Source organism: Limnohabitans sp. DCL3, assembly GCF_048019295.1.
In the GTDB taxonomy this organism is placed as follows: domain Bacteria; phylum Pseudomonadota; class Gammaproteobacteria; order Burkholderiales; family Burkholderiaceae_C; genus Limnohabitans_A.
Genome location: NZ_CP171842.1, coordinates 2,006,470 through 2,023,610, shown reverse-complemented (window position 1 = coordinate 2,023,610; position 17,141 = coordinate 2,006,470). Strand labels below are relative to the sequence as shown.

The following is a 17,141-nucleotide window of genomic DNA, read 5'->3' as shown; positions in this document are numbered from 1 at the left end:
TTTATCCCACTGTGCCAGACCAAAGCCATTGGCCCAACAAACGTCCTGGCAATAAGGTGAATGCACCTGTGACCACACACGCCATGCCATAAAGCCACTGCATGGTTTGCCGATGACCAGCCATGTTGCCATCAGCCAGACAGCGAAACGCCCGGTACAGACTGAACACGGTCAAGGGTATGAGCAGGTGGATCGGGGTGTAACCCCAGACATTGGGCAGATGGAAGTCCCGGATGAACAAACCCGAGAGGGCGGCGCCCAGCATGCAAGTGACCCACGCGTAGCCCAATGCCCGGTGAAGACGTGGTCGTGTGATGCGGCCCATGCGGGCCCAAAGTGCCCACGGTCCTGTGGCTGTGGCGGTCAGGGCCAAAGTCATATGCACGGCGATCGTGTGGGACATTTCCATGGTTTCCTCCTGATGTTTTTTGAACAGCACTGTGACACAGCTTGGGGTGGCGGTATTTGAACTTTACAGAGTTGGGCGCTCCAAGCAACGATAATCCCCCCAGTTTTCCGAGGAGCGTTTGTGGATCTGATGTTGTTGCTGAAAGCCGCCGTGATGGGCGTGGTCGAGGGTTTGACCGAGTTCTTGCCGATCTCATCCACCGGGCATTTGATTTTGGCCGGGGCTTTGCTCGGCTTTGACGATGACAAGGCCAAGGTGTTTGACATCGCCATCCAGACGGGCGCAATTTTGGCCGTGATCATTGTGTATTGGCAAAAGATCAGCAGCACGGTGCGGGCCTTGCCGCGCAGCGCCGATGCCCAGCGCTTTGCCCTGAATGTGTTCATCGCTTTTGTGCCAGCGGTCCTGTTGGGGCTGTTGTTTGGCAAAGCCATCAAGGCCAACCTGTTCACGCCTGAGGTGGTGGCGACCACTTTCATTGTGGGCGGCCTCATCATTTTGTGGGCCGAGCGGCGTCCGGCCAGTGCGGTGCGCATCCGCGAAGTGGAAGACATGCGTGGGCGCGATGCGCTCAAGGTGGGCTTGGTGCAGTGTCTGGCGATGATTCCTGGCACGAGCCGCAGCGGGGCCACCATCATTGGTGGCATGTTGTTGGGCATGTCGCGCAAAGCGGCGACCGACTTTTCTTTTTACCTGGCGATCCCTACGCTGATCGGGGCCGGGGCTTACAGCCTGTACAAAGACCGCGCTTTGCTCAGCATGGCCGATGCACCCATGTTCGCGGTGGGTTTGCTGTTCTCATTTTTGAGCGCTTGGGTCTGCGTGCGCTGGTTGCTCAAGTTCATCTCAACCAACAGCTTCGAGATTTTCGCTTGGTACCGGATCGTGTTCGGTTTGGTCGTGCTGGGCACCAGCTACAGCGGCCTGGTGACCTGGGCGGCTTGAATCAAGCGCCCATATTGCGCAGCGATGCTTCAATCGCGGCGGCCGTGGCCAAGGGTTTTTCCATCGGGAACAGATGGGAGCCGTCGAGCATCATGACGCGACCTTTCACCACCCTGTGGGTCAGGTCGATGCCGGCTTGGCGCATCTCAGCCGAGTGAGTGCCGCCGATGAAAGCCGCCGGGCATTTGAGCGGATGGCGCTTGAGCAAGCTGTCAAGTTTGTGGGGCAGACCGTTGTAGATGGCGGTTTCCACGTCGCGGTCAAAACTCAGAACCCGTTGCCCACCTGCGTCGTGGGTGCCATGTTCGATGTAATCGCGCAAAACCTGAGGGTCCCAACGGGCAAAAGACTTTTTTTGCTGAAAACTCTCGAGGGCCGCTTGGGTATCGGGCCAGTGGTTGCGCCGTTTTTGGCTGATGCGACCCGGCGAGAGCGAGCCGATCAGGGGCGTGCGTTTGGCCAAACCCAAGGTGGTGGCGCGCCAACCACCAATCACCGGCGAGTCGATCAACACGACGCCACGTGCCAACTCCGGGTGGCGTGCGGCGCACATCAAACTCAAAATGCCACCCAAGGAGTGGCCCACCAAAAAGGCCGGTTCGCCGCCGCCTTGCTCGGCCTTGGCAAAGTCAGCGAGTTGTTGCACCAGATGAGGCCAGTTGTTGGTGGCCGGGTATTGCGGGTCGTGCCCAAACATCTCCACCGCCCCCACTGGGAAGCCGCGCAGGCGCAAGTCGTCCAGCATCACCTTGTAGGTGCTGGCCGGAAAGCTGTTGCCGTGCGAGAAGATGATGCGGGCGCTCATCAGATCAATTTCTCTTCAGGCGTCGTGATTTTTTTGAGCAAGGCGTTGCGCTGCGCGGGCACCATGAGCGGGATGTCGGTCGCGCCGCCATGCCACATCGGGTCTTCGATGCTGTCGAACATCTGGCGCAGTTTGTCGCCCCAACTCGAGCGCAGCATTTTGAAATAGGGGTTGTGTTCGTCGATGCACATGATGCGCTCGGTCTGCAGACTGCCCGCTTGGTAGACCACCATGTCCAGCGGCAGGCCCACCGACAGGTTGGATTTGAGGGTGGAGTCCATCGACACCAAGGCGCACTTGGCCGCCTCGTCCAGCGGGGTGTCGGGGGTGATGACCCGGTCCAGAACGGGCTTGCCGTATTTGGATTCGCCGATCTGGAAGTAGGGCGTCTCATCGGTCGCTTCGATGAAGTTGCCAGGCGAATACACCTGAAACAGGCGCATGCCTTCGTTGCCGATTTGGCCGCCAAAAATCATGGACACGTTGAACTCCACACCCGAGGCACGCAATGCTGCGGCGTCGCGCTCGTACACGCGGCGAACGGCCGCGCCCAGCACGCGGGTGGCGTCGAACATGCTTTTGGCGTTCCAGATGGTCAGGGGTTCGTCTTGCCCGGGCTCGACCAATTTTTCGATCTGCAGCACTTCGCGCACCGACTGAGAAATGCTCAGGTTGCCCGCCGACAAAAGGGTCATGAAACGGTCGCCCGCTTTTTCATAGACGATCATTTTGCGGAAGGTGCTGATCTGGTCCAGGCCCGCATTGGTGCGGGAGTCGGAGAGGAACACCAGACCGGCGCGGGTTTTGACGGCAACGCAGTAAGTCATGATTTCAAGTTCGGGTTAATTTTTGGGCAGCAGGCGCTGCAAGGCATACAGGGCATCCAGCGCTTCGCGGGGGCTGAGCGCGTCGGGGTTGATCTGGGCCAGCGCCGCTTCAACAGGCGAGGGCCCTGCGGCTTCGGATTCGGGCGGGGTGGCAAACAGGTCCACCTGCTGACGGCTTTCGCTGGCACCGGCTTCGAGGGCACTGAGTGCATGCCGGGCGTGGTTGAGCACAGCGGCGGGCATGCCGGCCAGTCGTGCCACTTGCACGCCATAGCTCTTGCTGGCTGGGCCGGCTTGCAATTCGTGCAAAAAGACAATGGACGCGCCCGACTCGGCAGCGCTCACGTGCATGTTCACCGCTGCCGTGTGCGTGGCGGGGAACTCGGTCAGCTCAAAGTAGTGCGTGGCAAACAGCGCAAAGGCCTGCGTTTTGTTGTGCAGGTGCGTGGCGATGCCGCTGGCCAGAGCCAGGCCGTCAAAGGTGGAGGTGCCGCGCCCGATCTCGTCCATCAGCACCAGGCTGTTGGGCGTGGCGCTGTGCAAAATTTGCGCGGCCTCGGTCATCTCCAGCATGAAGGTCGATTGCGCGTTGGCCAAGTCGTCGGCCGCGCCGATGCGGGTGTGGATGGCGTCGATGGGTCCCAGGCGACAGCGGTTGGCGGGCACATGGCTGCCGATGCTGGCCAAGAGCACGATCAGCGCCACTTGGCGCATGTAGGTGGATTTACCCCCCATGTTGGGGCCGGTGATGATCTGCAGGCGCTGTTTGCTGCCCAGCACCGTGTCGTTGGCGATGAAGCTGGCGCCGGACAGTTCAGCCAGTCGTGCCTCCACCACCGGGTGGCGGCCTTGGCGGATCTCGATGCAGGGCTCTTTGGTGAATTCGGGGGCGCACCAGTTGAGCGTCAAAGAGCGTTCGGTCAGGGCGCACAGCACGTCCAGGCTGGCCATGGCCTGCGCCAATTCGGTGAGGGCGGGCACAAAGGGCTGCAACTGGTCGAGCAGGCCTTCGTACAGCCACTTCTCGCGGGCCAAGGCGCGTTCTTGCGCCGACAGGGCCTTGTCTTCAAAGGTCTTGAGCTCGGGCGTGATGAAGCGCTCGGCGTTTTTCAGGGTCTGGCGGCGGCGGTAGTCGTCCGGCACTTTGTCCAGTTGCCCTTGCGTGACCTCGATGTAAAAGCCGTGCACTTTGTTGAACTGCACCCGCAGGTTGGCGATGCCGGTGCGCTCTTTTTCGCGGGTTTCCAGGTCCAACAAAAACGCATCGCAGTTGGTCTGGATGCCGCGCAGCTCGTCCAGCTCGGCGTCCAGGCCGTCGGCGATCACGCCGCCGTCGCGCACCAGCGCAGAGGGCTCTTCGAGCAGTGCCATGTGCAGCAGTTCGGCGCAGTGCGTGGGCGGTGTGAGCCAGCGGGCCATGCCACCCAGCAAGGTACCGGGCTCAGGATTCAAGGCTTGCAGTTGTACCGACAGCGCAGCCGCACGCGCCAGCGCATGGCGCAGGGCCACCAGCTCTCGCGGGCGCACTTGGCGCAGCGCGGTGCGGGCGGTGATGCGTTCCACATCGCTCGCGCCTTTGAGATGTTCGCGCAGGCTGCTCCAGGCACCTGCACCGCTGTCGCCTCGCAAAACGGCTTGGGCTTGCAGGCGCTGCTGAGCCACTTGCCGATTTCGCGGCGGGCTGAGCAGCCAGCTTTTGAGCAGGCGGCTGCCCATGCCGGTCATGCAGGTGTCGAGCAGGGCAAACAGGGTGGGCGAGTCGGATGCGCTTTCGCCGCGCAAAGTCTGCGTCAGCTCCAAGTTGCGTCGCGTGCTGGCCGGCAGGTCCATCAGCGCGTCCGAGCGCTGCACCTGCACCCGCTGCACATGCGGCAGGCAGCGGCCTTGGGTGTGTTCGGCGTAAGTGAGCAGCGCCGCAGCGGCGGCGTGCGCGTCGGTCAAGGTGTCTGCACTCCAGGCAGCGAGCGAGGCGGCTTGCAGTTGTTCCAGCAATTTGCGCTGGCCCAAGCCCGCGTCAAATTGAAAATCTGGCCGCAAGGCCAAAGCCCAGCTGCCCCGGCCTGCGGTTTTGAGGCCGCGCAGTTTTTGCTCAAAGGCGGGCGTCATGCCCGCGCTGGCCAGCAGTTCGCTGGGCGCGATGCGGTCCAACCAGTCGGCCAGCTCGTCCTGCGGGCATTCGGCCAAATACACCACACCTTGCGTCACGCTCAGCCAAGCCAAGCCGCAGCGGTTTTTGCCCGCTTGATGCACGGCCAGCAAAATCGCTTCGCTTTTGTCGGACAGCAGTTCGGTGTCGGTCAGCGTGCCGGGGGTGACCACGCGCACCACTTTGCGCTCCACCGGCCCTTTGGATGAGGCCACATCGCCCACTTGCTCGCAGATGGCCACCGACTCGCCCAGCTTGATCAAGCGGGCGAGGTAGGTTTCCATGGAATGGAAAGGCACCCCCGCCATCAGCACGGGCTGCCCAGCCGACTGGCCCCGACGTGTCAAGGTGATGTCGAGCAGGCCAGCGGCTTTTTCGGCATCTGCGAAGAACAACTCGTAAAAGTCGCCCATGCGGTAGAACACCAGCGTGTCAGGGAACGCCGCCTTGATGCCCAGGTACTGGGCCATCATGGGGGTGTGGGCACTCAAATCGAGCGCTGACATGGCTTAGAACGGTGCGTCTTTGGTTTCACCGCCGTCGGTAGCCAAGGGGTCCTCTTGGCCATCGGCTTCCAGGTCGTGGCTGTCCGCAGTGCGTTCGCGGCTCAAGTTGTCCACGGCTGTGCGCACAGAGGCTTTGTCGCCTGCGCTGGCAAATTTGCTGTATTTGCCCAAGATCGTGACCAATTGGCCATAAATGCGAGGCGCGCCCGCCAAGCATTCTTTTTGTTCCAGAAAGTCGGATTCGCCTGTGAAGTTGCCGATCAGGCCGCCCGCTTCGGTGACCAAGAGGGAACCTGCAGCCACGTCCCAGGGCGAGAGGCCCGTTTCAAAGAAGCCATCGGTGAAGCCTGCGGCCACATAAGCCAAATCCAATGCGGCAGCACCGGGGCGGCGCAGGCCCGCGGTGCGTTGCATCACGTCGCCCATCATGCGCAGGTATTGGTTGAAGTTGTCGCCTTTGCGGAAGGGGAAACCCGTGGAGATGATGCATTCCTGCAGGCGGATGCGCTTGCTCACGCGCAGGCGGCGGTCGTTCATGAAGGCGCCACGGCCCTTGGTGGCGGTGAACAGGTCATTGCGGGTGGGGTCGTAAATGACGGCTTGCTCGATCTTGCCGCGCACTTGCAAGGCAATGCTCACGCAGTACACAGGGAAGCCGTGGATGAAGTTGGTGGTGCCGTCCAGGGGGTCGATGATCCAGATGTGGTCAGCGTTCGGGTTGCCGTGCTGGCTGCCCGATTCTTCGGCCAGGATGCCGTGGTCGGGGTAGGCGGTCAGCAAGGTGTCGATGATGACTTTTTCGCTGGCGTGGTCCACTTCGGTGACGAAGTCATTGACCTGCTTTTGCGAGATGCGTACCGCTTCAACGTCGAGGGCCGCGCGGTTGATGATGGCGCCAGCGGCGCGCGCAGCCTTGATGGCCACGTTGAGCATGGGGTGGAGATTGGACGACATGAATTGTGTGAAGAACGGGTGTAGCGCACGCACGATCGCGTAGGCAATGCCGTGATTTTCTCATGAAAAGCGGGCTTGCCCGTCGTGTTGGTGTCATGAAGCGTCGACGTGGTCTGGGTGTGCCAAGCCTCAGCGTGGACAATCGGGGCATGCAAACGCGATTCATCTTGATAGAAACCAGCCATGCGGGCAATGTGGGGGCTGCTGCCCGGGCCTTGAAAGTCATGGGTTTTGACGACTTGGTGCTGGTGGCGCCGCGCTGGCCCAATGTGCTGCGCAAGGAAGAAACCATCCAACGCGCGAGTGGGGCCAACGACGTGCTGGCCAAAGCCCGCGTGGTCGAGACCCTGGACGAAGCGCTCGACGGTGTGACGCATTTGTGCGCCACGGCCATGACGCCGCGCGACTTTGGTCCACCGACCCGCTCGCCTCGAGAGCATTTTGCCGAGCTGACCCGTCCCGGTGCACCCGAGCAATGCGTGGCCTTTTTGTTCGGCTCCGAGCGTTTTGGCATGAAAAATGAGGACGTTTACCGCTGCCATGTGGCGCTGTCGATTCCGACGAATCCGCAGTTCGGCTCGCTCAACTTGGGCTCGGCCATTCAGGTCATCGCCTACGACTGGCGGGTCGCTTTGGGTGGCTTTCCGGTGCAGGACGCGGTGCCGCCCGCTGACAAGGCCGATGCACGGCAGGTGTCGGGCATGCTCACGCATTGGGAGCAGGCGTTGACCGATGTCGGTTTTCTGGACCCGGCTGCGCCCAAAAAACTCATGCCGCGGCTGAACCAATTGTTCAACCGTGCCGATCTGAGCCCCGAAGAAATCCACATCCTGCGCGGGGTGGCCAAGGCCATGATCCAAATGGCCAGTGCCAAGCGATAGACTCAAAGCTTATGTTTTCTCGTCTTCGCTCCGACATCCAATGCATCCTTGACCGGGATCCCGCAGCGCGCACCGCTTGGGAGGTGCTCACCTGTTACCCGGGTTTGCATGCTTTGGTGTTGCACCGCCGGGCGCACTGGTGCTGGAACCACGGCTTCAAGTGGCTGGGGCGCTTCATCTCGCATGTGTCGCGGGGATTGACCGGTATTGAAATTCACCCGGGTGCCAAGATTGGCGAGCGCGTGTTTTTTGACCACGCCATGGGCGTGGTGGTGGGTGAGACGGCTGAAATCGGGGATGGTTGCACGATTTACCAAGGCGTGACTTTGGGCGGGACGTCGCTTTACAAAGGTGCCAAGCGTCACCCTACGCTGGGCAAAGATGTGGTGGTCAGTGCAGGGGCCAAGGTGTTGGGCGGCTTCGAGGTGGGTGACGGCGCCAAGATCGGCAGCAATGCGGTGGTCATCAAACCTGTTCCTGCTGGCGCCACAGCGGTGGGCATTCCGGCCCGCATCATCCCCTCAAAGGTGGGTGAGAGTGCCGACGTGTCGGGCACCGAGCGCAAGTTCAATGCCTATGGCATCACCCAGGATGACGACCCGGTCAGCCAAGCCCTGCGTGGTCTGATCGACCATGCGGCTGGGCAAGAACATCAGATTGCCATGATCTGGAAAGCGCTCGAGCAACTGTGCGCCCAGCAGCCAGCGCAAATGCCGGGTGACGCGGCCACACGCGAAACCTTCGAGGCCGACAAGCTCAATCAGCTGTTGGACAAGTGATTTCGCCCTGAGGTCGTTTTTTTAGGGGGCTGCTTGCCGTGCAGTGGCTGCGGCCATGAGTTCTTTGCGGCGTTCGTGCAGGCTGCGCCAGCGTTGTTGGGCTTCGGGGTCTTGACCGGAGCTGGCTTGGCTCAGGGCTTCGGTTTCGAGCTGCTTGAGCCGGTCGATCATCAACAGGGTGAGCAGGCGGCGCAGCTCCTGTCGGGCTTCTTGGGGGTCGGGCGGGGCTGCAGGGTCTTGGCCTGGCGAGTTGCCCAGGTTTTCTTGGGCCATCCAGCGTTTGGCATCTTCTGCAAAAGTCAGGCCTTGCATTTCGCTTTGCAGGGCGGACCAACCCAAAGCCCCTTGTTCGTGAAACTGCGACTCTAGCCAAGCAAACAAAGGGCCGTGGGGCGCAGGCAAAGCGCAAAGCATGGCATGGTCTTCGCTGGCCAGCGTTTCCCACAAGGCCATATTGCCCAGCAGCAAGCGGACAGCATGGTCGGCCCGGCTCGCGGGCACTGTGCGAGGCCCGGTGTACACCGGGGGTTGGTCGCGTTTGTATCGGCTGCTGCCGAATTTGCTGTTGGGCGTCCAGTTGGAAGTCTTGCGCTGGCCTGAGTTGCCGTATGCGCTGCCACCGCCGTAACCCACAGGCCCACCATTGGAATAGGCACCGTTCGCATAGCCACCACTGGGTGCGTTGGTGAGTCCATCAGCGCTGTCGCCCGCCCAGGCCAAGGGCTCGCCGTAGTGCGGCTCAAAGTGTTGTGGGTCCGCCCCTGCACTGGCGGCTTGGCTCGAGGTGGTGTTGGTCGCGTGCATGGGCGCAAGCGCAGGCGCGTTGAGGCTTCGGCTTGCGGGTGCAAAGCGTTGCTCACTGGCCGCTTGCTGGTTCCAGAGTTTTTCGAGGCCCGCGGTCTCCAGCTGTATGCGTTGAGCCAGCTCTGACAGCAGTTGTTGTTTGAGCGCGCCTTCGGGCAGCAACTGCCACAAGGGTCGGGCCTGACTGGACAGACGGGCGCGGCCTTCGGCGCTTTGCAGGTCGCAGTCGGCGCTGGCCGCTTCGATCAAAAATCGCGAGAGGGGCATGGCCTGTTTGATCTGTTCGGCAAAAGCCACTTGGCCAAACTCGCGCACGTAGCTGTCGGGGTCGTGCTCTGCGGGTAAAAACAAAAATTTGATGCTGCGCACGTCGGTGGCATAGGGCAGGGCGCCATCGAGCGCCTTGCGTGCGGCCCGCCGGCCTGCGTTGTCGCCGTCAAAGCTGAAGACCACCGAGTCGGTGAACCTGAAAAGCTTTTGCACATGGTCGGGCGTGCAAGCCGTGCCCAACGTGGCCACCGAATTGGCAAAGCCCAGTTGGGCCAAGGCCACCACATCCATATAGCCCTCGGTGACGAGCACATAACCGGCGCTGTGCAGGGCTTCGCGGGCTTCGTACAGGCCATACAACTCGCGGCCTTTGTGGAACACCGGCGTTTCGGGCGAGTTCAGATACTTGGGTGTGCCGCTGCCAATCACCCGTCCGCCAAAACCGATGCATTCGCCCTTGATGTTGCGGATCGGGAACATGATGCGGTCCCGAAACCGGTCGTAGCGCTTGCCGTCTTCTTCGTTGACGATCACCAAACCCGATTCGGCCAAGAGCGGGTCGTCGTATTGGGGGAAGATGCTGGCCAGACTGCGCCAGCCCTCTGGCGCATAGCCCAGGCCAAAGCGCTTGGCGATCTGGCCCGAGAGGCCACGGCCTTTGAGGTAGTCGATGGCGCGGGGCGTGGATTTGAGTTCATCGCGGTAGGCGTTGCCCGCTTTTTCCAGCACGTCGCTCAGGCTGTCTTGCTTGGCTTTGGCCGCGGCGGCGCGGGCGCGGTCTTCGGGTGACTGTTGTTCCTCGGGCACTTGCATGCCGGTTTGCTGGGCCAGGTCTTTCACCGCTTCAATGAAGGTCATGCCCGCATGCTCCATCAAAAAACCGATGGCATTGCCGTTCTTGCCACAACCAAAACAGTGAAAAAATTGCTTGGTGGGGCTGACACTGAAGCTGGGAGATTTTTCGCCATGGAAGGGGCACAGGCCCATGAAGTTGGCACCGCCTTTCTTGAGCTGCACGTACTTGCCCACGATGTCGACCACGTCGACGCGGGACAGCAACTCCTGGATGAAAGACTGGGGGATGGCCATCGGGCTATTTTCGCTGATTAGGACCCGCCAACCCAGCAGGCCCAAAGACTTGTTTCGGGACAAACGAGCATGGATTTTTATCCCGGCTCAGGCAAACTGTTCACCATTGAACAGCCAGCCTTCACGGAACCCCCATGCCAGAAACCAAAGTCAGCATCTTCGATCAAGATTTGCCCCAGACCCCCGCCAACCATGCACCGATCTCGCCCCTGAGCTTCATTGAGCGCACAGCCGAGGTGTATCCGACCCGCCTGGCCATCGTGCATGGCGATGTGCGCCAGGACTGGGCCACCACTTACCGCCGCACCCGACAGCTGGCCAGTGCGCTGGCGCAGGCGGGCATTGGCAAGAACGACACGGTGGCGGTGATGCTGCCCAACACGCCGCCCATGGTGGAGTCGCACTTTGGCATTCCCATGGTGGGCGCCGTACTCAATGCGCTCAATACCCGGCTGGACCCAGAGACCGTGGCCTTCATGCTGGACCACGGCGAGGCCAAGGCGGTGATCGTGGACCCGGAGTTCGCGGGGGTGATGAAAAAAGCGCTGGCGCTGCGCCAGTCCACACACCCTTTGCTGGTGATCGATGTGGAGGACGCGCTCTACACCGGACCGACCGAAAAACTGGGCTCGGTGACTTATGAAGCCTTTGTGGCCAGTGGCGACGCCAGCTTTGCTTGGAGCCTGCCCGGCAACGAGTGGGACGCGATTGCACTGAACTACACCAGCGGCACCACAGGCAACCCCAAAGGCGTGGTCTACCACCACCGGGGCGCAGCCACCAACGCGATATCGAACATCCTCGAATGGGACATGCCCAAGCACGCGGTCTACATGTGGACGCTGCCCATGTTCCATTGCAACGGCTGGTGCTTTCCGTGGACGGTGGCCGCGCGCGCGGGCGTGAACGTGTGTTTGCGCAAGGTGGACGCGCAAGCCATGTTCGACGCCATGCGCCACCACGGCGTCACGCATTACTGCGGTGCGCCCATCGTGCACGGCCTGCTGGTCAATGCACCGGCCGCCATGAAGGCGGGCGTGCCTGCTGGCATCAAGGCGATGGTGGCTGGGGCCGCGCCCCCGGCTTCGATGATCGAGGGCATGGAGCAAATGGGGTTTGACTTGACCCATGTGTACGGCCTCACGGAGGTCTATGGCCCGGCCACGGTGTGTCCCAAGCACCCCGAGTGGGATGCGCTGGACATCGGCGAGCGGGCCCGGCTGAATGCCCGTCAGGGCGTGCGCTACCACTTGCAGCGCGACGTGCGCGTGCTGGACCCCGAAACCATGCTGCCTGTGCCACAAGACGGCGAGACCATGGGCGAGATCATGTTCAAAGGCAACATCACCATGAAGGGGTATTTGAAAAACCCCAAGGCCACGCAAGAGGCTTTTGCAGGCGGCTGGTTCCATAGCGGTGACTTGGCGGTGCAGTACCCCGACGGTTACTTCAAGATCAAGGACCGCAGCAAGGACATCATCATCTCGGGTGGGGAGAACATTTCATCGATCGAGGTGGAAGACGTGCTGTACCGCCACCCCGCTGTGCTGGCCGCCGCTGTGGTGGCCAAGCCCGATGCCCGTTGGGGCGAGACGCCGTGTGCCTTTGTGGAGTTGAAAGCCAACGCCGAGGTCACAGCCGAGCAGATCGTGGCGCACTGCAAGCAGCACTTGGCGGGATTCAAAGTGCCGCGAGCCGTGGTGTTTGGCGAGCTGCCCAAAACCAGCACGGGCAAGATTCAGAAGTTTGAGTTGCGCAAACAGGCCGGATCGGCTGCGGCGATTGACGTTTGACAGGTCAGGTACCGCAGTGGCCCTGATGGCGCTGCGGCTCCAATGACAAAGGCCACCTGGTGGTGGCCTTGGCTTGGGGTCTGACTGGGGTCAGTCCTCTTGGCTGTATGAGGTGTCGATGGCCTCAGGCCTTGGCTTTCTTTTTGGACTTCTTGCTTTTCTTGGCGGTCTTTTTGGCCGCTTTTTTCTTGGCTGGTGCCTCGGCTTTGGAGGTGGCAGCCGGTGCAGGTGTGGGGGTCACAGCTGGGTTGGCGGTCACGGCAGGGGCTACAGTGGGCGCCGGTGCGGGAGCTGGCGCAGCTGTTTGGGCCATGGCGGCGGCGGCCAACAAACTGGCCAAAAGTGCGGTGATGGTCTTGATCATGAGAAGCCTTTGGTGAGAGCGATGAAGGAAATACCCCCAAATTATCTAAGGCCAAAGCCCACTTTCAGCGCAGGCTACGAAATATTTAGGCGATGTCGAAAGCGTGGGTTCTGAAACATCCCGCACGGCGGTCAGCAAAGTAGTGTTCCAGCGTTTCCTTGACGGTGCGAAAGGCCAATTCATCCCAAGGAATTTCATCTTCTCTGAACAACCGTGCTTCCATGGTCTCGTGCCCGGGGTCAAACACGTCGCTGGTCAGTCGGGCGCGGTAATACAAGTGCACCTGGCCCACACGGGGCACGCTCATCACCGTCAGCAGGTCTTCCATGATGAATTGCGCCCCAGCTTCTTCTGTCGTTTCACGGGCTGCGCCTTGTGATGTGGATTCACCCAATTCCATGAAGCCTGCGGGCAAGGTCCATTTGCCTTTGCGCGGTTCGATGTTGCGCTTGCACAGCAGCACTTGGTCGCCCCAATGGGGGACGGTGCCCACCACGTTCAAGGGGTTTTCGTAGTGCACGGTGTGGCAGGCGGTGCAAATGGCCCGCTCTTTGGTGTCGCCGTCATCGGGCAAACGGCGTGCAACCAGAGCGCCACATTGGCGGCAGTGTCGGATGGTACGGTCAAACATCTTGGTAGGACTAGGCGTCAAGCCGGATAGAACAAGTTGGACAGAGTCTAACCAGTCCAATGAAAAAAAGCCCCCACGACTTTTGGCCATGGGGGCTGCGTTGTTTTTTGTGTGACATCAAGTGAGGTACTTGATTAAAAACAGCGAAATACCCGGGAAAAAAAGCAGCAGCAAAGTGCGGATGGTGTCGCTGATCAGGAAAGGCATAATGCCTTTGTAACTTTCGCTCAGCGGCACGTCCTTGGCCATCCCATTGACCACATAGACGTTCAGCCCGACGGGGGGGGCCAACATGCCAAAACCCACGGTCATCAGCACCATGATGCCAAACCAAATGGCGGTGTGCTCGGGCGTCATGCCAAAGTCAAGCTTCATGATGATGGGGAAAAAGATCGGGATCGTCAGCAAGAGCATGGATAACTCGTCCATCACCGCACCCAGCACCACGTAAAGCAACAAGATGCCCGCCACGACCATCAGGGGGGCAAAGTTCATGGCCACCACCATTTCGGCCAATTGCGCGGGCACTTGGGTGCGCGCCAACGACGCGTTCATCACATCCGCGCCCATGAAGATCATGAAGATCATGGCCGAGCTGATGGCGGTGGAGTGGAAGCACTGGATGAACTTTTTCCAAGTCAACTCTTGCTTGAGCAGGGCCGCCAAAAATGTGGAGGCTGCCCCCACAGCTGCACCTTCGGTGGGTGTGAAGAAGCCTGCGTAAATGCCGCCAAACACAATCACGAAAATGCTGGCAATCGGCAAAATCCCTTTGAGCGATTCAAAAGACAGTCGCTCGCGATCTTCCTGATCGGGGGCTTGCCCGGGTACCCATCGAACATAAATGGCGATGGCGATCATGTAACCGACCATGGCGATGATGCCTGGCATCATCGCAGCGGCAAAGAGTTTGGCGATGTTTTGCTCGGTCAAGATCGCATAAATCACCAAGGGAACCGAGGGCGGGATCAAAATACCCAATGTGCCACCCGCTGCCAATGTGCCTGTGGCCAAACGACCGGAATAGCCATGGCGCTTCATTTCAGGCAAAGCCACACCTGTGATGGTGGCCGCAGTGGCCACCGAGGAGCCGCAAATGGCGCCGAAGGCGCCACAAGCCAACACCGCGCCCATGGCCAAACCACCTTTGAATCGGCCCATCACCGCTGCCGCAAATTGAAACAATGCTTTGCTGATGCCGCCTTGGGTAGCAAAGTGGCCCATCAAGATGAACAAGGGAATCACCGACAGGTCGTAATTGGCCAATCGGGCGAAAGCCAAGTTGTTCAAGAAATTCAAAAATGGCTGAATGCCGGTTTGCAAAATGAAACCCGCAGTGCCCGCCAGAAACATTGCACCGGCGATGGGCACGCGCACCACCATGAGCAGCAGCATGATGCCGAAAATCATCAAGGCCAGTTGTATGGGGGTCATGCTGCGGCCTCATCGTTGTGGTCAATTTGAGAGAGCGCTTGCATGAGTGCAATCAGGGCGGTGATGCCAAAAGGAATGCTCATGCTGGTGAATACGATCCAATCAGGAAAGCCCAGCAGCATGGAGGCGCCCATGGTTTCTTTGGCATTGATGGCGGCAGCGCCGCAGCGCCAAGACAACAATCCAAAAATCAAAGTCATCAGGACATCTCCCATACGGTCAAGTCCGTTGTTGAAATTTTCACTGCATTTGGCCGTGAAAAAGTCCACGATGATGTTTTCTCGTTTGAGTTGGCAAAGGGGCATGAACAGCGCAATGGCGGCACCTGCGCCCACACCCGTCAGTTCGAAGTCGCCGATCAGCGCAGAATCAAAGAAGTTGCGACCCACTAGGCTGTAGCAAGTCATCAGCATCAGGCCTGTCATGACCAAACCACCCAAAATGCTGCACAGCCGGGCTAGGCGCTCAATTAAATTTGAAAACATAGGGAAAGGTCCGCGCAGCGGAAAATTTTGGAGATTGCCGTCGGCCACATGGGCGTTTGCGCAGCACTAAGAAGGGCGAACCACAGGGCCAAAAACAAGAGCAGGGTAACCCCTGCTCTGTTGACCGCCGTTCAGCAGATTACTTGGTGTACTGCTTGATCAAGTCTGTGGCCGATTGGAGCATGCCCTTGCCATCCATGCCTTTGCCAGTCATCTCGGCCACCCAAGCATCATCCAAAGCGTCAGTGGCTTTTTTCCATTTTTCGAGCTCGGCTTTGGGGATGATGCTGATTTTTTGGTTGCTCGAAGCTTCAAACACTTTCTTACCGACCATGTCATGGCCCGCTTGGGTTTTGCCCATGAAGGCCGACAATTCCCGACCGGAGTTCTTGTCGATGACCGCCTTCAGATCAGCAGGCAGTGAATCGTATTTGGCCTTGTTCATGGGAACCACAAACACCGTGGTGTACAGCGCGTTGTAGCTGCGGTCGGTTTCGGCGGTGAAGTTGGTCAATTCGTTGACCTTCAGGCCGGGGGCCACTTCGTAAGGAATCACGGCACCGTCGATCACGCCCTTGGACAAAGCCTCAGGCACTTGCGGCACAGGCATGGCCACTGGGGTCGCACCCATCATGGCCACCATTTTGTTGACTTGGCGTGTTGGGGCACGCACTTTCAAGCCTTTCAGGTCGGCCATGGTTTGCACGGCTTTGGACTTGGTGTAGATGTTGCCTGGGCCGTGTACATGGATGGCCAGCATCTTCACATCTTTGTAGTCGTCTTGGACATATTTTTGGGCATAGTCCCATGCCGCACGGCTCGTGGCTTCGGCATTGGTCATCATGAAGGGCAACTCGAACACTTCGAGTTTGGCCAACTTGGGTGTGTAGGCTTGCAGTGTCCAGGCCACGTCAACAACACCGTCGCGTGCTTGTTCATACAGTTGCACCGGTGTGCCGCCCAGCTGCATGGCTGGGAAAATATCGCACTTCAGACGGTCTTTGGAGTCGCGAGCGATGTTCTTGCACCATTCGCCCAGCATGGTGGTGTGCTGGATGGTTTGCGGGCCCAAGAAGTGGTGGACTTTGAGTGTGATGGTTTGGGCTTGAGCGCCCAAACCGAACGCCATCATGCCCGCTGCCAAAGCGGTGTATTGCCAGATTTTTTTCATCAAAAGGTCTCCTGAATGAGGTGTCAAATTGAAATCATAAATCAACCGCTCGGTCGGTTAATTTCAGACTGGATGCATTATGTTGCAAGATTTTTTCTTGCATCTAAGGGTAAACACCATTATTTGTGAGAATAGTGCACTTTGGTTCATGGTGTGATCTTGATTTGGAGTGAACCCAATCCCGCGACTTCACCCACCAGCCAATCGCCAGCCACCACAGCGGCCACACCTTCTGGGGTGCCGGTGTAAATGAGGTCGCCGGGCTGCAGCTCCCACGCTGCCGACAGGTGCTCAATGGTTTCGGCCACGTTCCAAATGAGCTTGGCCACATTGCTGCGTTGGCGGTCAGTCCCGTTGACTTGGAGGCTGATGTCGGCCTGGTTCACATCACCGGCTTGTGCCTGGGGCGTGATGGGGCCAATGGGGGCCGAGTGGTCAAAGGCTTTGCCTATGCACCAGGGGCGCCCTTGTTTTTTCATCTCGTTTTGCAGGTCACGGCGCGTCATGTCCAAGCCCACGGCATAGCCATAAATGTGCTTGGCCGCATCGGCTGCGAGGATGTTGCGTCCGCCTTGGCCAATGGCCACCACCAATTCAATTTCGTGGTGCAAATTGTGGGTGAGGCTGGGGTAGGGCATGGTGCCGGTTTGGCCGGCTTCCACCACCACCAGGCTGTCTGCTGGCTTGAGAAAGAAGAAGGGCGGCTCACGGCCGGTGAAGCCCATTTCTTTGGCGTGCTCTTCGTAATTGCGCCCGACACAGTAAACGCGGTGAACTGGGAAGCGGTTTGTTTGGCCCACAATGCCAACTGAGACGGTGGGTGCTGGCGGAAACAAAAAACTCATGAA

The 17,141-nt window shown here is 59.7% G+C and carries 16 protein-coding genes; 4 read left to right on the top strand and 12 right to left on the bottom strand.

All coding sequences use genetic code 11. The annotated features are described in order from the left end of the window. Position 1: 1 nt before the first annotated feature. Entirely contained in the window at positions 2-409 is a 408-nt protein-coding gene (locus tag ACHEXK_RS09205; RefSeq protein ID WP_416545464.1) for a DUF2306 domain-containing protein, read from the bottom strand. Positions 410-529: 120 nt separating this feature from the next. Between ACHEXK_RS09205 and ACHEXK_RS09200 the strand changes: the two genes are divergently transcribed. Beyond that, positions 530-1,354 carry an undecaprenyl-diphosphate phosphatase gene (locus tag ACHEXK_RS09200; protein ID WP_416545462.1) on the top strand — a complete coding sequence of 275 codons (825 nt, stop codon included), beginning with the start codon at positions 530-532 and terminating at the stop codon, positions 1,352-1,354. Between the two features lies 1 nt (position 1,355). Here the strand turns inward: ACHEXK_RS09200 and ACHEXK_RS09195 are convergent, their stop codons facing one another. From ACHEXK_RS09195 to ACHEXK_RS09180, 4 genes are read right to left on the bottom strand one after another with little or no spacing between them, the layout of a single operon-like run. Beyond that, entirely contained in the window at positions 1,356-2,159 is an 804-nt protein-coding gene (locus tag ACHEXK_RS09195; RefSeq protein WP_416545460.1) for an alpha/beta fold hydrolase, read from the bottom strand. Then, complete coding sequence (locus ACHEXK_RS09190) at positions 2,159-2,986, bottom strand: peptidase (protein WP_416545458.1); 828 nt, start codon at positions 2,984-2,986, stop codon at positions 2,159-2,161. The genes ACHEXK_RS09195 and ACHEXK_RS09190 overlap by 1 nt, the downstream gene beginning before the upstream one ends. Positions 2,987-3,001: 15 nt before the next feature. Continuing rightward, the gene (mutS, locus tag ACHEXK_RS09185; RefSeq protein ID WP_416545456.1) at positions 3,002-5,638 is read right to left on the bottom strand and encodes a DNA mismatch repair protein MutS; all 2,637 of its coding nucleotides are present in this window, start codon (positions 5,636-5,638) and stop codon (positions 3,002-3,004) included. A gap of 3 nt (positions 5,639-5,641) precedes the next feature. Next, positions 5,642-6,592 carry an inositol monophosphatase family protein gene (locus tag ACHEXK_RS09180; protein ID WP_416545454.1) on the bottom strand — a complete coding sequence of 317 codons (951 nt, stop codon included), beginning with the start codon at positions 6,590-6,592 and terminating at the stop codon, positions 5,642-5,644. 149 nt (positions 6,593-6,741) lie between these two features. Between ACHEXK_RS09180 and ACHEXK_RS09175 the strand changes: the two genes are divergently transcribed. Both ACHEXK_RS09175 and cysE read left to right on the top strand, forming a co-directional pair. Then, positions 6,742-7,473: an RNA methyltransferase gene (locus ACHEXK_RS09175; protein WP_416545452.1), complete on the top strand. Its 732-nt coding sequence runs from the start codon at positions 6,742-6,744 to the stop codon at positions 7,471-7,473. A gap of 11 nt (positions 7,474-7,484) precedes the next feature. Then, entirely contained in the window at positions 7,485-8,252 is a 768-nt protein-coding gene (cysE, locus tag ACHEXK_RS09170) for a serine O-acetyltransferase (protein WP_416545450.1), read from the top strand. A 21-nt stretch (positions 8,253-8,273) separates the two neighbouring features. On the opposite strand, the gene dnaG is transcribed toward cysE, so the two are convergent. Then, entirely contained in the window at positions 8,274-10,415 is a 2,142-nt protein-coding gene (gene dnaG / locus ACHEXK_RS09165; RefSeq protein ID WP_416545448.1) for a DNA primase, read from the bottom strand. Positions 10,416-10,549: 134 nt separating this feature from the next. Here dnaG and ACHEXK_RS09160 point away from each other — a divergent pair, with 134 nt between their 5' ends. Further along, positions 10,550-12,208 carry an acyl-CoA synthetase gene (locus ACHEXK_RS09160; RefSeq protein WP_416545446.1) on the top strand — a complete coding sequence of 553 codons (1,659 nt, stop codon included), beginning with the start codon at positions 10,550-10,552 and terminating at the stop codon, positions 12,206-12,208. Between the two features lie 124 nt (positions 12,209-12,332). Here the strand turns inward: ACHEXK_RS09160 and ACHEXK_RS09155 are convergent, their stop codons facing one another. From ACHEXK_RS09155 to ACHEXK_RS09130, 6 genes are all read right to left on the bottom strand, one after another. Further along, on the bottom strand, positions 12,333-12,572 hold the full coding sequence (locus tag ACHEXK_RS09155) for a hypothetical protein (RefSeq protein WP_416545444.1): 240 nt from the start codon (positions 12,570-12,572) through the stop codon (positions 12,333-12,335). Between the two features lie 85 nt (positions 12,573-12,657). Continuing rightward, positions 12,658-13,203 carry an NUDIX hydrolase gene (locus ACHEXK_RS09150; RefSeq protein ID WP_416545442.1) on the bottom strand — a complete coding sequence of 182 codons (546 nt, stop codon included), beginning with the start codon at positions 13,201-13,203 and terminating at the stop codon, positions 12,658-12,660. 117 nt (positions 13,204-13,320) lie between these two features. Beyond that, positions 13,321-14,637: a TRAP transporter large permease gene (locus ACHEXK_RS09145; RefSeq protein ID WP_416545440.1), complete on the bottom strand. Its 1,317-nt coding sequence runs from the start codon at positions 14,635-14,637 to the stop codon at positions 13,321-13,323. Next, a complete protein-coding gene (locus ACHEXK_RS09140) occupies positions 14,634-15,122 on the bottom strand; it encodes a TRAP transporter small permease (RefSeq protein ID WP_416545438.1) in 489 nt (162 codons plus the stop codon). The genes ACHEXK_RS09145 and ACHEXK_RS09140 overlap by 4 nt, the downstream gene beginning before the upstream one ends. Positions 15,123-15,261: 139 nt before the next feature. Continuing rightward, positions 15,262-16,293, bottom strand: a complete 1,032-nt coding sequence (locus ACHEXK_RS09135; RefSeq protein WP_416545436.1) for a TRAP transporter substrate-binding protein — start codon at positions 16,291-16,293, stop codon at positions 15,262-15,264. Positions 16,294-16,439: 146 nt separating this feature from the next. Beyond that, complete coding sequence (locus ACHEXK_RS09130; RefSeq protein WP_416545434.1) at positions 16,440-17,138, bottom strand: fumarylacetoacetate hydrolase family protein; 699 nt, start codon at positions 17,136-17,138, stop codon at positions 16,440-16,442. Positions 17,139-17,141: the final 3 nt, after the last annotated feature.

Excerpts from the sequence above, each read along its gene's own strand:
- ACHEXK_RS09205 (WP_416545464.1), bottom strand. The coding sequence starts at position 409 with ATGGAAATGTCCCACACGATCGCCGTGCATATGACTTTGGCCCTGACC.
- ACHEXK_RS09195 (WP_416545460.1), bottom strand. The coding sequence starts at position 2,159 with ATGAGCGCCCGCATCATCTTCTCGCACGGCAACAGCTTTCCGGCCAGC.
- ACHEXK_RS09190 (WP_416545458.1), bottom strand. The coding sequence starts at position 2,986 with ATGACTTACTGCGTTGCCGTCAAAACCCGCGCCGGTCTGGTGTTCCTC.
- mutS (WP_416545456.1), bottom strand. The coding sequence starts at position 5,638 with ATGTCAGCGCTCGATTTGAGTGCCCACACCCCCATGATGGCCCAGTAC.
- ACHEXK_RS09180 (WP_416545454.1), bottom strand. The coding sequence starts at position 6,592 with ATGTCGTCCAATCTCCACCCCATGCTCAACGTGGCCATCAAGGCTGCG.
- ACHEXK_RS09175 (WP_416545452.1), top strand. The coding sequence starts at position 6,742 with ATGCAAACGCGATTCATCTTGATAGAAACCAGCCATGCGGGCAATGTG.
- cysE (WP_416545450.1), top strand. The coding sequence starts at position 7,485 with ATGTTTTCTCGTCTTCGCTCCGACATCCAATGCATCCTTGACCGGGAT.
- dnaG (WP_416545448.1), bottom strand. The coding sequence starts at position 10,415 with ATGGCCATCCCCCAGTCTTTCATCCAGGAGTTGCTGTCCCGCGTCGAC.
- ACHEXK_RS09160 (WP_416545446.1), top strand. The coding sequence starts at position 10,550 with ATGCCAGAAACCAAAGTCAGCATCTTCGATCAAGATTTGCCCCAGACC.
- ACHEXK_RS09155 (WP_416545444.1), bottom strand. The coding sequence starts at position 12,572 with ATGATCAAGACCATCACCGCACTTTTGGCCAGTTTGTTGGCCGCCGCC.
- ACHEXK_RS09150 (WP_416545442.1), bottom strand. The coding sequence starts at position 13,203 with ATGTTTGACCGTACCATCCGACACTGCCGCCAATGTGGCGCTCTGGTT.
- ACHEXK_RS09145 (WP_416545440.1), bottom strand. The coding sequence starts at position 14,637 with ATGACCCCCATACAACTGGCCTTGATGATTTTCGGCATCATGCTGCTG.
- ACHEXK_RS09140 (WP_416545438.1), bottom strand. The coding sequence starts at position 15,122 with ATGTTTTCAAATTTAATTGAGCGCCTAGCCCGGCTGTGCAGCATTTTG.
- ACHEXK_RS09135 (WP_416545436.1), bottom strand. The coding sequence starts at position 16,293 with ATGAAAAAAATCTGGCAATACACCGCTTTGGCAGCGGGCATGATGGCG.
- ACHEXK_RS09130 (WP_416545434.1), bottom strand. The coding sequence starts at position 17,138 with ATGAGTTTTTTGTTTCCGCCAGCACCCACCGTCTCAGTTGGCATTGTG.